Origin of the sequence: Sphingomonas pseudosanguinis (genome assembly GCF_052056765.1) — a bacterium.
Taxonomy (GTDB): Bacteria; Pseudomonadota; Alphaproteobacteria; order Sphingomonadales; family Sphingomonadaceae; genus Sphingomonas; species Sphingomonas pseudosanguinis.
In genome coordinates this window covers 2,422,669-2,440,289 of record NZ_CP189888.1, presented here as the reverse complement: position 1 = coordinate 2,440,289, position 17,621 = coordinate 2,422,669, and the positions used below count along the sequence as shown (strand labels likewise).

The following is a 17,621-nucleotide window of genomic DNA, read 5'->3' as shown; positions in this document are numbered from 1 at the left end:
GCGGCGCGGTGGCGAAAGGCCGCATGCGCCCGCCCTCTTGGCGAGACCGGGTCTTTGCCGCTATCGGGCGGGCATGAAGCACGCTCTGTCCGTCACCCGCGACGCGGATTTCTCCGCCTGGTATCAGTCCGTCATCGCCGAAGGCGATCTGGCCGAGGAATCGGGTGTCCGTGGCTGCATGGTCATCCGCCCCTGGGGCTATGGCATCTGGGAGCGTATCCAGCGCCTGCTTGATGACCGGATCAAGGCGACGGGGCATGAGAATTGCTATTTCCCGCTGTTCATCCCGCTGTCCTATTTCGAAAAGGAAGCCGAGCATGTCGACGGCTTCGCCAAGGAAATGGCGGTCGTCACCCATCACCGGCTGATCGCGGACGGCAAGGGCGGACTGGTCCCCGACCCTGAGGCGAAGCTGGAAGAGCCGCTGGTCGTGCGCCCGACCTCGGAGACGGTGATCGGCACCGCCTTTGCCCGCTGGGTCCAGTCGTGGCGCGACCTGCCGGTGCTCATCAACCAGTGGGCCAATGTCGTCCGCTGGGAAATGCGCACCCGCATGTTCCTGCGCACCGCCGAATTCCTGTGGCAGGAGGGCCATACCGCCCACGCCACGGTCGACGAGGCGCGCGCCGAGACGCTCCAGATGCTGGAAGTCTATCGCAGCTTTGCCGAGGATTGCCTCGCCATGCACGTCATCGCGGGCGAGAAGCCGGAGAATGAACGCTTCCCCGGCGCGGTCGAAACCTATTCGATCGAGGCGATGATGCAGGACGGCAAGGCGTTGCAGGCCGGGACCAGCCACTTCCTGGGCGACAATTTTGCCAAGGCGCAGAATATCCGCTTCCAGAATGCCGAGGGCGGGCTGGACTTCGCGCAGACGACCAGCTGGGGCGTGTCGACCCGGATGATCGGCGGCATGATCATGGTCCACGGCGACGATGACGGCATGCGCGTGCCGCCCAAGGTCGCACCGTGGCAGGTGGTGATCGTCCCGATGCTGCGCGACCAGCCCGAGGACGAGGCGCTGCTTAGCTATTGCCGCGACCTGCAGAAGGAACTGGTCGGCCAGTCGGCGCTCGGCGAGCCGATCCGCGCGATGGTCGATGGCCGCGCGCAAAAGGCCGCCAACAAGCGCTGGGGCTGGGTCAAGAAGGGCGCGCCGGTCATCATCGAGGTCGGCGGTCGCGACATGGCGGGCGGCAACGTCTCGGTAATCCGTCGCGACCGTCTCTACCGCGAGGACGGCAAGCTGGACTCGGTCGTGCAGCTGCGCGGGGACTTCGTGTCGGGTGTCGCCGACTTGCTGGCGGACATCCAGGGCGAACTCCACCGCCAGTCGGCCGAGCGGTTGAAGGCGCAGATCGTGCCCGTCGATGACTGGGCGGGCGTTGAGGCGCATTTCGCCGATGGCGTTAAGAACCCCGGCTGGGTCGATGTCCGCTGGGCCAAGCCCACGGGCGCCGAACTGGAGCGGGTGGTCGAGAAGCTGAAGGGTCTGAAGCTGACCATCCGCAATGCGCCGATGGGCCAGACCGGCTGCGACGACGGCCCCTGCATCTTCACCGGCCGCGAGGCGGTGGAGCGGGTCCTGATCGGGCGAGCGTATTGATAATAGACTCCCCCTCCCGCAGGCGGGAGGGGGCTGGGGGGAGGGAACGCCACGGGCGATGGCCTCGGTGAGACTCCTTGCCCTCCCCAAACCCCTCCCGCCTGCGGGAGGGGCTTAAGAAGAGGGTCTAACCGCTCACCAACCCCGCCCACGGCAAATCCGACCCTGCCGGCACGATCCCGGTCGGGTTCAGCTCCAAATGGCTGGCATAATAATGCGTCTTGATGTGATCGAGGTGCACCGTCTCCGCGATCTCCGGGATCGCCAGCATCCGCTCCAGCAGGCCCTCCAGCGCCGGATAATCCTGCACCCGCCGGACATTGCATTTGAAATGCCCGTGATAAACCGCGTCGAAGCGTACGAGCGTGGTGAACAGCCGGATGTCGGCCTCAGTCATCCGGTCGCCGACCAGCCAATCGCGGCCCGTCAATCGTTCCTCCAGCGAATCCAGCTCTGCGAATAGCGGCCCGACCGCTTCGTCATACGCCTCTTGCGTCTTGGCGAAGCCACATTTGTACACGCCGTTATTCACCCGGTCATAGACGGGATCGTTGACCGCATCGATCTCGTCGCGAAGGGCGGCGGGGTAGAAATCCCCCGCCCGCGCGCCCAGCCCGTCAAAGGCGGTATTGAACATACGGATGATCTCGGCCGACTCGTTGCTGACGATCGTGTCGCGCTGTTTGTCCCATAGGACCGGCACCGTGACCTTGCCGCTATAGCCGTTCCGCGCGCGGGCATAGAGCTGCCATAGATATTCCGAGCCGTGCAGGGTGTCGCCGGTCCCACCCCGCTCGGTGGCAAAGGTCCAGCCATGCTCGCGCATCAGCGGATCGACCACCGACACATCGATCAGGTCCTCCAGACCCTTGAGCGCGCGGACGATCAGCGTGCGATGCGCCCAGGGGCAGGCATAGGAGACGTACAGGTGATAACGCCCCGCCTCGGCGCGGTGGCCGGTCTGGCCGTCGGGACCAGGGCCGCCATCCGCCGTCACCCAGTCGCGGAAACCGGAATCGGGACGCTTGAAGCTGCCCTTTTCGTCCGACTTGAACAGACCATCGGCGTGCCAGACGCCGTCCACCATATTGCCCATGCGTGTGTCTCCTTTGATGGAGGGTACGCATGGGGGAGAGGAGCGATCCCAAAGATCCTCCCCGGCACGGGGAGGTGGCAGGCCGAAGGCCTGACGGAGGGGGGCTTCCTCATAGGGTGTCCTATGTGGAGATCCCCCTCCACCAGCTTCGCTGGTCCCCCTCCCCGTGCCGGGGAGGATTAGCGCCGCTTGCCGTTGTGGCGGATGTTGGCGGGCCGTCCGCGCCGTTTCAGCACTCGGCGCGGTTCGGGCGCGGCACCCTTGCCGTCGGGCAGTTCGAAGCGCAGCGCCCCCGACACCGGGTTCGCCTCGGCCAGACGCAGCGGCAGGCGCTGGCCCAGCTTGTAGATTTCGCGCGTCTTCTCGCCGAGCAATTGCTGCGAGCCCTCGTCATAATGGAAATAGTCGCCGCCCAGGTCGCGGATCGGCATCAACCCATCGCCGCCCACCCCGTCGACGGTCGCGAAGAAGCCGAAATTGGTGACGCCGGTGATCCGCGTCTCGACCACTTGGCCGACATGCTCGGACAGATAGGCCGCGACATAGCGGTCGATCGTCTCGCGCTCCGCCTCCATCGCGCGGCGCTCATATTGGCTGATCGAGGTGCCCAGCCGCTCCATCTCCTCGCCCTCGGGCAGCAGACCGCCGTCACCCAGCTTGTACGCCCCCACCAGCGCACGGTGGACGACCAGATCGGCATAGCGCCGGATCGGCGAGGTGAAATGCGCGTAGAAGCCGAGCGATAGGCCGAAATGCCCTTGATTGACCGGCGCATAATAGGCCTGGGTCTGCGAGCGCAGGATCTGCTCCATGACCTGCGGCTTGAAATCCGCGTCGCCGATCTTGTCGATGATCCGGTTGAAGGTCGCCGGGCGGATCACCTGGCCCATGGCGAAGGGGATGTCGAAGGTTTCCAGATACTCTTTCAGCGCCACCAGCTTGGTGCGGCTGGGCACTTCATGGACGCGGTACATGACCGGAGCCTTCTTGGCCTCCAGCGCCTTGGCGGCGGCGACATTGGCGGCGATCATGTAATCCTCGATCAGCCGGTGGGCATCCAGCCGTGCGCGTGGCGCGACCGACAGGATGCGGCCATTCTGATCGAGCACCACCCGCCGTTCGGGCAGGTCGAGGTCGAGCGGCTCGCGATCGTCGCGCGCCTTGGCGAGCGCCGCCCAGCAGTCCCAGAGCGGCCGCAGCGCCGTCTCGGTCAGCGGGTGCGACAGTTCGCCGTCGATCGCGGCCTGCGCGTCTTCATAGGCGATGTTCGCCGCCAGCCGCACGACCGCGCGGGTGAAGCGGAAGCTCTTGAGCTTGCCGTCCTTCGTCACTTGAAGATGACAGGCGAGCGCGGCGCGGTCCTCACCCTCCTTCAGCGAACAGACATCCGCCGACAGGATCTCGGGCAGCATCGGCACGACCCGGTCGGGGAAATAGACCGAGTTGCCGCGCCTCCGGGCGTCCTTGTCGATCGCCGAGCCGGGGCGGACATAGAAGCTGACATCGGCGATCGCGACGATGGCGCGCCAACCCTCGGGATTGGCGGGATCGTCGTCGGGGGCGGCCCAGACCGCATCGTCATGGTCGCGCGCATCGACCGGATCGATCGCGACGATCGGCAGGTCACGCAAATCCTCGCGATCGTCGCCCAATGGCTGGCGCGCGACCCGTTCGGCCTCCTCCAGCGTTTCGGGCTGGAAACGGTCGGGGATTTCGAACTTGTGGATCGCGATCAGCGAGAAGCTGCGCGGGGCGAAGGGATCGCCCAGCCGCTCGACCACCTTGGCGGTGATGCGCGGCGGACGGCCCGCCCTTTCGGCGAGCACCAGGTCGCCCGCTTCCGCGCCGCCGGTGTCCGACACCATCATCTCGCGCCGGTCCTTCTTGTCGACGCTGGTCAGCCAGAAGCGCCCCGCCTCCTCGCGCAGCACGCCCAGCACCTGTTCGGAGGCGGGCGCGATCGTCTTCATGACATGCGCGATCCAGCCGCCGCCCGCTTCCTCGGTCCGCGCCAGCACCCGCTGGCCGATGCCCAGCGACCCACGCTTGCGCTCACGGATGCGCAGACGGGGGATGGGGATGCCGTCCGCTTCCCAACGCTCCGGCTGGCCCCAGACATTGCCGCCGTCATCGACATCGACGACCCGCAGCACCGTCACCTTGGGCAGCCCGCCCATCTTGTGAAAGGCGCGGCCGGGGGCACTGTCGATCAGCCCTTCATCGGCCATGTCCTTGAGCAGCGCCTTCAGCCCGATCTTCTCCTGCGCGGACAGGCCAAAGGCGCGTGCGATCTCGCGCTTGCCAGCGGGCTGGTCCGACTGTTCGATGAAGGCGAGGATTTGCTCACGGGTCGGCAGACCCGGCTGGGGTTTTTTCATGGAGTGGAGATAGGGGGTAGGGCGGTCGACGTCACCCCCGGACGTCCATTCCTCCCCTGCAAGGGGAGGGGGACCAGCGAAGCTGGTGGAGGGGTGTCACCCTTGGAGAGGATGACCCGCCTCACAAATCGGGACACCCCTCCGTCAGGCCTTTGGCCTGCCACCCCCCTTGCAGGGGAGGAATGGTGGCGTCATGATCCAATGTAATACCAGTATGGCGTAGCGGGACGGGCAGACGATGATGACTTTATGGGCTTCGGCCGCGATCCTGGCGGCGGCGCCGAGCGCACAGGCCGATCTGGACCGGCTGGCCGCGACGCTGGGCTATCGCTACACGATCCTGACCAACCGTCCCGCATCCTGTCCGACCGGCACCCCGCGCTGTTTCGAGGCGGACATCGCCATCGCCGTGCCCGAAGGCGCGCCCAGTCTGCCGGTCGAAATCCGCTACAGCCTGGTCAATCCGGTGCTGAAGATCGACAGCGACGTGTTCGACAACCGAACGATCAACGGCGACCTCAACGTCCTTACGCTGAAGCCCGGCCAGTCGTTGGAGCCGGGCCAGACCTATCATGTGAAGCTGACCGGCTTGGGCGCGTTCTTCTCGCGCAACCACATGATGCCGAATGCAACGCTGGCCGTGGCGGGCCTCACCCCGCGCGTGATCGCCGCGACCCGGACGGGGACCGATGCCGAGACGGGGCTGGAGACCTTGCCCTTCGTCGCGCCGATGACCGACGAAGCCGCGCTCGCCCGCAGTGCGCCCGACGACCAGACCGTGTGGCGGACGCCCGAGAGGGCCTTTGCGCTTTATGCCGAGCGCGGCGCGGCCACGCCGGTCGATGTAGCGATCCTGCCAAAGCCGATGAAGGTCACGCGCCCGGCCGGTGCGCCGGTCGACCTGTCCAAGGGTCTGCGCATCACGACGCAAGGATTCACCCGCGCCGTCATCGCGCCCGCGCTGGCCGGATTGCCGATGGGCACAGTGCCGCTGACCATCCGCAAGCAGGCGGGGATCGTACCTGAAGGCTATCGTTTGGCCATCGGGCAGGGCGGCGTGACCGTAACGGCGGCGGACGCGGCGGGGGCCTCCTATGGCCTACGCTCGCTGGCGCAGCAGATGGCAGCGGAGGGGACGACGCTCCGCCCGCTGATCGTCGAGGACGCGCCGCGCTATGGCTTTCGCGGGCTGCACATCGATCTGGCGCGCAACTTCCATAGCAAGGCCGAGATCCTGAAGCTGATCGAGCAGATGGCGGCCTACAAGCTCAACACACTCCATCTCCATCTGGGCGATGACGAGGGCTGGCGCTTGCAGATCGCGAGCCTGCCCGAACTGACCGAGGTGGGGGCCTATCGCTGCGCCGACCTGAGCGAAAAGACGTGCCTGCAACCGCAACTCGGTGCCGACCCCGCCAAGGATGCCCCGACCAACGGCTATCTGACCGCCGCCGATTATTCCGACATACTGCGCGCCGCGAAGGCGCGGCAGATCGCCGTCATCCCGTCCTTCGACATGCCCGGCCATTCGCGCGCGGCGATCCGGTCGATGGAGGTACGCTATCAGCGGTTGCTGGCGAAGGGCGACAAGGCGGCCGAGCGTTTCCGGCTGGTCGAGCCGGGCGACACCACCCGCTATTCCAGTGTCCAGCATTATGACGATAATACGCTGAACGTCTGTATCGACAGCACCTATCGCTTCATCGACACGGTGATCGACGACATCGCCGCGCTCCACAAGGCGGCGGGCGTGCCGCTGACCACCTATCATATCGGCGCGGACGAGACGGCGGGCGCCTGGGTCCAGTCGCCCGCCTGCAAGGTGATGATGGGCAAGACCGGCATGCAGCCCAAGCAATTGGGCGCGTACTTCATCGAGCGGATTTCCGCCGACCTCGCCAAGCGCGGCATCGCGGTCGCGGGGTGGAGCGACGGGCTGGGCCATACCGATCCCGCCAAGATGCCCGCAAGCGTCCAGACCAATATCTGGAGCAACCTGCATGGCGGCGGGGTGGCCGAGGCGCATGGCCAGGCCAATCGCGGGTGGAAGACGGTGCTGTCCATTCCCGATCTCGGCTATTTCGACATGCCCTATGCCGCCGATCCGAACGAGACGGGCTATGACTGGGCGTCGCGTGGGGTGGACTCGTTCCAGGTGTTCGGTTTCATGCCGGGCAATCTCGCCGCCAATGCCGCGCTGATCCCCAATATCCTCGCCCAGCCCAAGGCCATTGCCGACACCGTGCCGCTTCATTCCGGTCGCGGCATCGCCGGGCTACAGGCGCAATTGTGGAGCGAGACGGTGCGCCGCGACAGCCAAGTCGACTATATGCTCTTCCCGCGTCTGCTCGCGCTGGCCGAGCGGGCGTGGAGCAAGCCGGAGTGGGAACCGGCCTATGTCGCAGGGACCGGCTATCAGCCGAATGACCAGCGCGTCGATCGGACCAAGCTGCTTGCCGGATGGCGGGATTTCTCCGGACGGATGGGTGTTCAGATGCGGCTGCTCGACCGGGCGGGCGTGATCTATCGCCTCGCCCCGCCGGGCGCGCGGATCGTGAACGGCAGGCTGGAGGCGAACGCCGAGTTCGCCGGAACGCCGATCGAGTATCGCACCGGCAACACCGCCTGGACACGCTATGATGGGCCGGTGGCGGTGGCGGAGGCGGTCGAGCTTCGCACCCGCACCCCCGATGGCCGCCGCGCCAGCCGGACGATTACGGTTTCGCCCTAGAGCGTGACGACATTGCATCAAAGGAACCCCAACCCCTCCCCTTCAGGGGAGGGGTTGGGGTGGGGCATCGCCGCGAACTGCTCGCTTGTGGAAGGGCCCTACTCCTAAAGGGGAGGGGCTGGGTTCATTTCATGTCATCCGGCACTGACCGCGATCAGGCTCGGCGCGTCGGCGATGAACGTGTCGAGCACGCCGTCGGCGATCTTGATCGGCCCGTCGAAGCGGACCGCGCCGGGGATGCTCTGCACCGCGGCGGCCTGTGCGGCGATCCGCCCGGCATCGGCGAAATAGCGGGTGGCGGTGGCGCTTCCCTGATCGGCGGCGGCAAGCCCGGCGGCGGTCAGTTGCAGCGACCGGCCCCAAAGCTGCATCGCCTCCAGCCAGGGACGCGCCTGTTCGGCAAAGCCGGGGTCGACCACGCCGGCGCGGATCGTGTCGGGCGCATCGGTGATCGCATCAGCCTTGGCACGTAGCATAGCCAGGGCGGCACGGCGTTCGCCCTCGTCGCCATTGGCTAGCGCTTCGCGGACATGGTCGAGCAGCGCCTTCAGCCTGGGGGCCTGTTCCTGCCAAGGCTGGCTGCCGAAGGTGGGGGCGAGATGCTGGGTGTCGAACAGTTCCAGCAGCGCGGCCGTCGCATGGGCGTCATCGCCCGCCAGATCGCGCGCGGCGAAATGCCAGGTGCGGTCGGCGTCATAGCCCTTGTCGTTCCAGCCAAAGGCGAGGACCCCGGTCACCGCCACACGGCTGGGCGCTTCCTGGTTCATCGGGTTGGAGAGAATCCCGGTCAGCTCGGTCGATAACCCGGCCTCGCGCTTGGCATAGGGCGCGAGCAGCAGGCGGCCGGCCGAGCTGGCATAGTCGTTGACCGGATAATTGTCCCAGAGCAGCGTCTTGCGCCCGAACGCCTTGGTCGCGGCCTTGGCATCGGGGACCGAGATGGCGGGCGGCACGACATCGGTGCCGGTCCACTGCACGACGATGCGCGGGTTCAGGTTCGCGCGCAGCGCCGCCTTGTAGGGGCTTTCCTTGGCGTCATAATATTCGGTCGGCACCATGATCAGCGGCCGCGCGGCGGGGTCCTGTTTCAGCAGGTCGGCCTGCACCGCGTTCAGCAGCTTGGACTGGGCGACCCCGGCGGCTTGCGCGCCCGAGGGGCCGAAGGCGGCCTTGTCCGCTTCGCAATTCCACTTCTGATATTCGATGTCGTCGAGCGCGACATAGAAGCTGTGCACGCCGATCCCGCGCAGCGCGGCGAATTTGCGCAGCAGCGTCTGCTCGTCGGCCGGGTTGGAGAAGCAGATGGAGGGGCCGGGCGAGATCGCATAGACGAAATCGACATGGTTGGCGCGCGCGGTCGCGACCAGCGTGCCCAGCGCCTTCAGCGTCTCCGCCGGATAGGCCTCGCGCCACTTGTCGCGCGCAAAGGGATCGTCCTTGGGGCTGTAGACATAGGTATTGGCCTTCATCTGGCCCAGGAAGTTCAGATGCTTGGTGCGGTCCGCCATCGACCAGGGCTTGCCGTAAAAGCCCTCGATCGTGCCGCGGATCGGCATGGCGGGATGGTCGCGGATGGTCAGCGCGGGGATGATCTTGCGCGTCAGCAACTGGCGGAAGCTCTGCGCGGCGTGGAACAGCCCGTCCGCGTCATGCCCGGCCAGCGTGATCAGGCCGGCACCGATCGCGCGGGTGGCGAGCGTATAGCCCTCCGCCTTGTCCTCGGCGCGCGCCTGGCTGCGGTTCAGCGCGTCGCGGACCAGCGCGGCGCTGTCGGGGCCGATCACGATCGTCGGACGGTCGGGCGTCACGGGGAGGCGGGTGGCGGTCTGAACCTCCGTGATGCCCGCCTGGACCAGCAGGGTGCGGACCAGCGCGGCGGTCTCCGGCTCGGTGCCCGGTGCGACGATTAACGTGGCGGCGCGGCCCAGCGGGAAGGCGCCGTCCCCCAGCGTCATCGACACGGGCGTCGGGAAGATGGCGGGAAGGGTGACAGGGCTGGCCTGTGCCGCCGGGGTGAGAAGCGCAAGGGTGATCGCCGCCAGCGCGCCGCCCGTCCATCTGTTTGCCACCCGCGCCATCCTCAATCTCCGGTATTTAACTGGTATTGTCGGAGCCTAGGGGAGAGGGGGGCGGGCTGCAAGCGCGATTGCGGACGGTATTTCAGGGGGTTGCGGGTGAGGTTGGAACGTGGCCTTCAACTTCGCTCAGGTTGAACGGAGCGAGGGATTGGTTTGCGTGCCAACATCCGTTCAGCCTGAGCGTAGTCGAAGGCCACGGGAAGCCATCGCCCGCAATAAAATGGTACTAAACCGGATATATCAGTCGTGGAACTGAAGGCTTGCTAGCCGCGCATATAGCCCGCCGCCGGCGATCAGCTCGGAATGACGGCCCTGTTCGACGATCCGCCCGCCATCCATCACCACGATCCGCTCGGCGGCGCGCACGGTCGCCAGCCGGTGCGCGATCACCAACGTCGTGCGGTTCGCCATCAACCGCTCCAGCGCCTGCTGGACCAGTTGCTCGCTCTCGGCATCCAGCGCACTGGTCGCCTCGTCGAGCAGCAGGATCGGCGCGTCCCGCAACAGCGCGCGGGCGATGGTGATCCGCTGCCGCTGGCCACCCGACAGCCGCGCACCGCCTTCGCCGAGGAAGGTGTCCAGCCCCTGCGGCAGGCCATGCAGGAAGTCGGCGGCGTTGGCGGCCTCGGCGGCGGCCCAGAGTTCGTCGTCGCTCGCCTCCCACCGGCCATAGCGGAGATTGTCGCGCGCCGAGGCGCCGAAGATCACCGTCTCCTGCGGCACCATCGCGATGCGCGCACGGATCGCCCCCGGATCGGCATCGCGCAAAGAGACCCCGTCGAGCGAGATGTTCCCGCTTTGCGGATCGTAGAAACGCTCGGCCAGCTGGAACAGGGTCGACTTGCCCGCACCCGAGGGGCCGACCACCGCGACCGTCTCGCCGGGGCGGATGTCGAGCGAGAAGTCGTTCAGCGCCGCGACCTCGGGCCGGGTCGGATAATGGAACACGACCTGCTCGAAGCGTAGCGCACCCATCGGCACGACCGGCAGCACGGCGGGGGCGGGGGGCGGTGCGATCTCGGGCTGCTCGGCCAGCAGCTCGGCCAGCCGCTGCGCCGCGCCCGAGGCGCGCAAGATGTCGCCCCACACCTCGGTCAGCGCCTGGAACGAGCCCGCGACCAGCATGCCCGTGACCACGAAGGCGGTAAGCGATCCGCCTGACAGCCGCCCGCTGGCGACATCGGCGACGGCTTCCCACAACAGCAGCGTCAACCCGCCGAAGAACAGCCCGATCACCATCGCGGTCATCACCGCACGCAACAGGAAGCGCTTGCGCGAGGTGGCAAAGCCGTTGCTGACCGCCAGCTCGAACCGCTCGGCCTCACGGCGTTCCTGTCCGAACGCCTGCACGACCTTCATCGCGCCCAAGGTCTCGACCGCGATCGCGCCGATGTCGGCCAGCCGGTCCTGGCTGTCACGCGAATAGCTGCGCACCTTTTTGCCGAGCAACACGATCGGCAGCACGATCAGCGGAATGCAGATCAGCAGCGACAGCGTCAGCTTGGGCGACAGCGCGAAGAGGTAGATGGTGCCGCCGATACCGATCACGACGTTGCGCAGCGCGATCGAGACGGTCGAGCCGACCACCTGTTCGATGATCGCGGTGTCGGCGGTCAGCCGGCTGGCGATCTCCGAGGGGCGGTTCTCCTCGAAATAGCGCGGTGCCAGGCGCAGCAGATTGGCCTGCACCGCGACGCGGATGTCGGCAACCGTCCGCTCGCCCAGCCAGGATACGAAGTAGAAGCGGAATGCCGTCGCCACCGCCAGCACCAGCACCACCGCCAGCAACCCCTGGAAATAGGGCGCGATATTGCCGGTATCGCTCATCCGGCCGAAGCCGTGATCGATCACCTTCTGAAAGGTGCGCGGGATGAACAACGTCGCGCTGGCCGCGACCAGCAGCGACAGCGCGGCCGCCGCCAGATGCGCGGGGTAGCGCAGCGTGAAGCGCCAGACCATTTTGAGATTGCTCAGACGACGGCTGGGCGGAACGGCGGGCTTGGGGGCAGCGGCGGATTTGGCCATGATGGCACGCGGCCTAGCAGCGCTGCGGGGCAGGCTCAACGCCGGCGACGGCGATCGCGCATCGTTCCGGCGCTTTCGGGCGTTACGCCCAGCGACGGATCACGGGCAATATGACGCGATGGCCATATTATGGTCATCTTGCGCAAACGGTTTCGTGATAAACGGGGGTCGATCATGGCTCCCGATCGTGGAGCGCGAGGGAATCGACGATGCTGTACGACGCCTATGAAATGCAACGCTCGATGCTGGCGGGCGCGAGTGCGCTGGCCAATTTCGGTGCGGGTCTGCTCCAGAACCCGGCCAATCCCTTTGCCTATTTCGGCGGCGGCGCGATCATGGGATCGGCGCTGGAGGTGTTCGCCCATGCCTCGGCCCCGCGCGGCAAGCCCGCTTTCGGCCTGACCAAGACGGTCGTCGACGGGCGCGAGGTGGTGGTTCACGAAGAGATCGTGGCGCGCAAGCCCTTCGGTCAGCTCAAGCGCTTCCGCCGCGAGGGCGTCAAGGATAGCCCCCGCCTGCTGATCGTCGCGCCGATGTCGGGCCATTACGCCACGCTGCTGCGCGGCACGGTCGAGCGGATGCTGCCGACTTGCGAAGTCTATATCACCGACTGGCGCGATGCGAAGCTGGTGCCGCTGTCCGACGGACGCTTCGATTTCGACGATTATGTCGATTACATTATCGACTTCCTGAGCGAGGTGGGGCCGGGCGCGCACATGCTGGCGGTGTGTCAGCCCTCGGTGCCCTGCTATGTCGCGGCCTGCGTGATGAGCGCGGACAAGCATCCCTGCACCCCGCGCACGCTGACGCTGATGGGCGGCCCGGTCGATACGCGCGAGGCGCCGACCGCCGTCAACCTGCTGGCGACAGAGCGGCCGCATGCCTGGTTCGAGCAGAATGCGATCGCCACCGTGCCGATGACCTATCCGGGCGCGGGGCGGCGGGTCTATCCGGGCTTTCTGCAACTCGCCGGCTTCATGTCGATGAACCTGGGCAACCACATGATTTCGCACTGGGAGATGTTCAAGCATCTGGTCCAGGGCGATGACGAGGGGGCCGAGGCGACCAAGCGCTTCTACGACGAATATCGCGCGGTGTGCGATATGACGTCGGAATTCTATCTCCAGACCGTCGAACTGGTGTTCCAGCGCCATGCGCTGCCCAAGGGCGAGATGCTCCACCATGGCAAGCGCGTCGACCCGGGCGCGATCACCGACATCGGCATCCTGGCGATCGAGGGAGAGCGCGACGACATCTCCGGCCTGGGCCAGACGCGCGCGGCGCTGACGCTGGCGACCAACCTGCCGGAGGAGAAGAAGCGTTATTATATGGCCGAGAATGTCGGCCATTACGGCATCTTCAACGGCTCCAAATGGCGCAACCGTATCGCCCCGGTGGTCGAGGAATGGATCAAGGCGAACGGGTGAGGGGACTTCCTCCCACCCTCCGTTCAGCCTGAGGGCGATTGAAGACCAGTCCTTCCCGTCATTGCGAGCGCAGCGAAGCAATCCAGTGTCCGGGCGACACGCTCTGGATTGCTTCGCTGCGCTCGCAATGACGGGAGGGCCGCTTTCCCTTTGCCTTCGACTACGCTCAGGCTGAACGGAGTTTGAGGCATAGAGAAAAGCCCGGAAGCCATGGCCTCCGGGCGTTTCGCATTCCGGCGATCGCGAATTACGCGACCGAGCCGACCACCGCATGGCTGGACGACTCGTCCGGGCGGATCGTACCGCCGAACAGCATCTTGACCCGACCCGACAGCGAGATGTCGGTTTCCCAAAGTTCGGCCGAATTGATGTCGAAGCGCAGCAGCGTCAGGTTCGGGTCCGACTTGCCTTCTGGGAACCAGGCCTCGACCTGATTATTCCACAGCTTGTCGATCTGTGCCGGATCATTGTCCTTCGACACATGGCCCGCCAGGCAAGCGAAGAAGTCATGCCCCTTGCCGACGAACTGCGCCATCGCCTGACCACCGCTCGCGATCCGGTTGTCGCGGCCGGCGAAGAAGAACAGCGTGTTGGGCTGATCGTCATCGATCTGCGCGGTCATCGGTTCGGAATGCTGGCCGTCGTTCAGGCCGATCATGACGAACGGGCTGCTCTTCAGCTTGTCGAGGAACTTGGCGGCGATTTCCTGGGGGCTGTCATCGGCCATCACGGCTCTCCTTTCAGGGGTTTGACGGGAGAACGATGCGGGGGCGGGGATGGTTGCGCGCTTCCGCGCTCTTGTAGAAAGGCTTTCTACAAGAGCAGGGCCTATAACCAGATCAGGAGCTTGGTCAGAAGAGGTGAGCGCGGCTTGGACGTTGCGTTATTGCAAAAGGTACCTCTCAATGACGACCAGCATGATCGTGCAATTTCTGAGCATTCTGCTTCGATTTGCGGATTTGATCCTCCAAATCGTCGAAATGACTCGGCAGTGAATTGCCTGCTGGGACTCGGGTAGCCGCCCGAGTCCCAGGGCTATGAACCGAGACCGCTGCAACGGTCAGGTGCATAGGAATGGCGGATGTCCGTCGCCGCAATTTTTATACTCTGTGGTCGGCCGAATTCCAGTTCATAAAGGCAACACCCCACATCGTATCAAACGATACCCAATCCCCGCATTTCCCGCTAAGCGCTGGTCCATCACAGCATAGCCATGCGACCCGCCAGCGCCCTACCGCGTGCCGGGTCGCCCGACCGGACCTGACGACCTATGACCTCTGCCGTTACCGCCGACGCACGCAAGACCATGAAATCGCTGTATCGCGCGCCCGAACCCGATGTCCTGAAGCCGCTGCTCGACCGCGCCGCCGCGACTCCGGAAGCGCGCGAGCGGATCATGGGCCATGCCTCGGGGCTGCTCGCCGACCTGCGCGCGGCACAGAATCGCGGCTGGGTGAACCAGTTCCTGCAGGAATATCGCCTCAATTCGTCCGAGGGCGTTGCGCTGCTGAGTCTCGCCGAGGCGTTCCTGCGCGTGCCCGATCCCGAGACGGCCGACCTCCTCATCGCCGACAAGCTGGGCGAGGCCGACTGGCGCGCGCACACCGGGCGCTCGGCGTCCAAGCTGGTCAACTCGGCCACCTGGGGTCTGGTCGTCGGCCGGGCGCTGGTCGGTGAGGGCGAGGCGGGGCCGCTCAAGCGGCTGCTGTCGCGCGCGGGCGAGCCGTTCGTCCGTCAGGCGGTCGGTGCCGCGATGCGGATGATGGGCGAGATTTTCGTGATGGGCCGCACCATCGAAGAGGCGATGCGCCGCATGAAGAAGCCCGAGAACAAGGGCTTCACCGCCAGCTTCGATATGCTGGGCGAGGCGGCGCGCACGCATGAGGATGCCGAGCGCTATTTCCAGGCCTATGTGAAGGCGATCGACGCGGTCGGCTCCGACCCGGCGGCGGGGCATTCGGTGTCGGTCAAGCTGTCGGCGCTCCACCCGCGCTACGAACTGCCGCGCGCCTATGAGTGCGTGCCTGCGCTCACCGACATGCTGGCGCAGCTGGCGCGGCAGGCGGCGGACAAGGGCATCGCGCTGACCGTCGATGCCGAGGAGTCCGAGCGGCTGGAGATGAGCCTCGACATCATCGGCGGCGTCGCGGCGCTCCCGGCGCTGAAGGGATGGGACGGCTTCGGTATGGCGGTGCAGGCCTATGGCAAGCGCGCCCGCGCGGTCATTGCTTGGGCCAATGGCCTCGACCGGATCATGAACGTCCGTCTGGTCAAGGGCGCGTACTGGGACAGCGAGATCAAGCGCACCCAGGTCGAGGGGCTGGGCGACTATCCGCTGTTCACGCGCAAGGCGGCGACCGATGTGTCCTATCTGGCGGTGGCCAAGGACATGCTGGCGGCCGAGAATATCCGCCCCGCCTTTGCCAGCCACAATGCGCTGACCGTCGCGACCATTTTGGAATGGGCGGGCAACAGCCACGACTTCGAATTCCAGCGGCTGCACGGCATGGGCGACGGCCTGTACGAGCGGCTGGTGCGCGAGCATGGCCATAAGTGCCGTATCTATGCGCCGGTCGGTGGTCACCGCGACCTGCTGGCCTATCTGGTCCGCCGTCTGCTGGAGAATGGCGCGAACTCCAGCTTCGTGCACCAGCTCGCCGATGCGCGGCTGACTGAGGCGGAAATCCTCGCCGATCCGGTCGCCAAGATCGCCGCCGTGGGTGGTGCACGTCACCCCAGCATCCCACTGCCCATCGACCTGTTCGCGCCGGGCCATCGCAACTCGACCGGGATCGACCTGAGCGACATCGCGACGCTCGACGCGACGGTGAAGGCGGTCAACGCCCCCGCCGTGAAGCCGGCCGCCGCCACCGCCGATGTCGCGTCGCTGGTCGCGCGCGCTCATGCGGCCTTTCCGGCCTGGAACGCGACGCCGCTCGACACGCGCGCGAGTGTGCTGGAAAAGCTCGCCGATCTGCTGGAGCAGGATCGCGAGCGGCTGATGGCGATCCTGGTGCAGGAGGCGTTCAAGACCATCCCCGACGCGATCGGCGAGGTGCGCGAGGCCGCCGATTTCTGCCGTTACTATGCGCAGCAGGCCCGCGCCCGGCTGGGCTCGGTCGAACTGCCGGGACCGACGGGCGAGCGCAACACGCTGCACCTCGAAGGGCGCGGCGTCTGGGCGACGGTCGCGCCGTGGAACTTCCCGCTGGCGATCTTCCTCGGTCAGACGGTCGCGGCGCTCGTGACCGGCAACACCGTCGTCGCCAAGCCCGCGCCGCAGACGCCCGCCATCGCGGCGGCGGCGGTCGAGCTGGCCTACCGCGCGGGCGTACCGCGTGATGCGTTGCTGCTTGCGGTCGGCGGGCCGGATGTGGGCCAGACACTGACCGAGGATCACCGGATCGCGGGCGTGGCCTTCACCGGCTCGACCGCCACCGCCAAGCGGATCGCGCGGACGCTGGTGGCGGATGACGACCGCCCGATCGTGCCGCTGATCGCCGAGACCGGCGGCATCAACGCGATGATCGTCGACTCGACCGCGCTGCCCGAGCAGGTGGTGGCGGACGTCATCACCTCGTCCTTCCGCTCGGCGGGGCAGCGCTGCTCGGCGCTGCGGCTTCTGCTGGTGCAGGCCGATGTCGCCGACAATGTCATCGAAATGCTGAAGGGCGCGATGGAGACGCTGGTCCTGGGCCCGACCGGCAATCCGGCGACCGATGTCGGCCCGGTGATCGACCAGGCCGCCTATGACAAGCTGATGGCGTACCGCGCGTCGATGGTGACGCAGACGATCAAGACGCTCGACGCGCCCGCCGACGGCCTGTTCGTGCCGCCGACGCTGATCCGGCTCGATCGTGTCGAGGACCTGACCCAGGAATGGTTCGGCCCGATCCTGCACGTCGCGACCTGGGAAGCGGGCACCCTGTCCGAGACGATCGCGAAGGTGAACGCCAAGGGTTACGGCCTGACCATGGGCCTGCACAGCCGCATCGCCCGCGCCAGCGAAGTCGCCGAGAGCGAGGCGGCGGTCGGCAACCTCTATATCAACCGCTCGATGATCGGCGCGGTCGTCGGCAGCCAGCCTTTCGGCGGCGAAGGCCTGTCGGGCACGGGCCCGAAGGCGGGCGGCCCGCATTACCTCTATCGCTTCTGCGCGGAGCGGGCGGTGTCGGTCGACACGACCTCGGCGGGCGGCAACGCCACGCTGTTGTCGCTGGACGAAGGGGGGATTTGATCCACGCTATTCCTCCCCTGTAAGGGGAGGGGGACCATGCGAA

At 66.5% G+C, this 17,621-nt stretch carries 9 protein-coding genes; 4 read left to right on the top strand and 5 right to left on the bottom strand.

Features of this window, described 5'->3' with window-relative positions:
- Positions 1–73 precede the first annotated feature (73 nt).
- Positions 74–1,606, top strand: a complete 1,533-nt coding sequence (gene proS, locus ACQHGV_RS10935; protein WP_440978216.1) for a proline--tRNA ligase — start codon at positions 74–76, stop codon at positions 1,604–1,606.
- A 127-nt stretch (positions 1,607–1,733) separates the two neighbouring features.
- Here proS and ACQHGV_RS10930 read toward each other — a convergent pair whose 3' ends face one another.
- On the bottom strand, positions 1,734–2,702 hold the full coding sequence (locus ACQHGV_RS10930) for a glutathione S-transferase family protein (RefSeq protein ID WP_440978215.1): 969 nt from the start codon (positions 2,700–2,702) through the stop codon (positions 1,734–1,736).
- Between the two features lie 179 nt (positions 2,703–2,881).
- Positions 2,882–5,080 (bottom strand): ribonuclease R, encoded by a 2,199-nt coding sequence (gene rnr, locus ACQHGV_RS10925; RefSeq protein WP_440978214.1) that lies wholly within the window; start codon positions 5,078–5,080, stop codon positions 2,882–2,884.
- A 238-nt stretch (positions 5,081–5,318) separates the two neighbouring features.
- Here rnr and ACQHGV_RS10920 point away from each other — a divergent pair, with 238 nt between their 5' ends.
- Positions 5,319–7,811, top strand: a complete 2,493-nt coding sequence (locus ACQHGV_RS10920) for a family 20 glycosylhydrolase (RefSeq protein ID WP_440978213.1) — start codon at positions 5,319–5,321, stop codon at positions 7,809–7,811.
- 134 nt (positions 7,812–7,945) lie between these two features.
- Here the strand turns inward: ACQHGV_RS10920 and ACQHGV_RS10915 are convergent, their stop codons facing one another.
- The gene (locus ACQHGV_RS10915; protein ID WP_440978212.1) at positions 7,946–9,889 is read right to left on the bottom strand and encodes a beta-N-acetylglucosaminidase domain-containing protein; all 1,944 of its coding nucleotides are present in this window, start codon (positions 9,887–9,889) and stop codon (positions 7,946–7,948) included.
- A gap of 240 nt (positions 9,890–10,129) precedes the next feature.
- A complete protein-coding gene (locus ACQHGV_RS10910; protein WP_440978211.1) occupies positions 10,130–11,914 on the bottom strand; it encodes an ABC transporter transmembrane domain-containing protein in 1,785 nt (594 codons plus the stop codon).
- A 209-nt stretch (positions 11,915–12,123) separates the two neighbouring features.
- On the opposite strand from ACQHGV_RS10910, the gene ACQHGV_RS10905 reads away from it, so the two are divergent.
- Positions 12,124–13,341: a polyhydroxyalkanoate depolymerase gene (locus ACQHGV_RS10905; protein WP_440978210.1), complete on the top strand. Its 1,218-nt coding sequence runs from the start codon at positions 12,124–12,126 to the stop codon at positions 13,339–13,341.
- Between the two features lie 247 nt (positions 13,342–13,588).
- On the opposite strand, the gene ACQHGV_RS10900 is transcribed toward ACQHGV_RS10905, so the two are convergent.
- Positions 13,589–14,068, bottom strand: coding sequence for a pyridoxamine 5'-phosphate oxidase family protein (locus ACQHGV_RS10900; RefSeq protein ID WP_440978209.1), 480 nt, complete (start codon positions 14,066–14,068; stop codon positions 13,589–13,591).
- Positions 14,069–14,647: 579 nt separating this feature from the next.
- On the opposite strand from ACQHGV_RS10900, the gene ACQHGV_RS10895 reads away from it, so the two are divergent.
- Entirely contained in the window at positions 14,648–17,578 is a 2,931-nt protein-coding gene (locus ACQHGV_RS10895) for an L-glutamate gamma-semialdehyde dehydrogenase (RefSeq protein ID WP_440980192.1), read from the top strand.
- Positions 17,579–17,621: the final 43 nt, after the last annotated feature.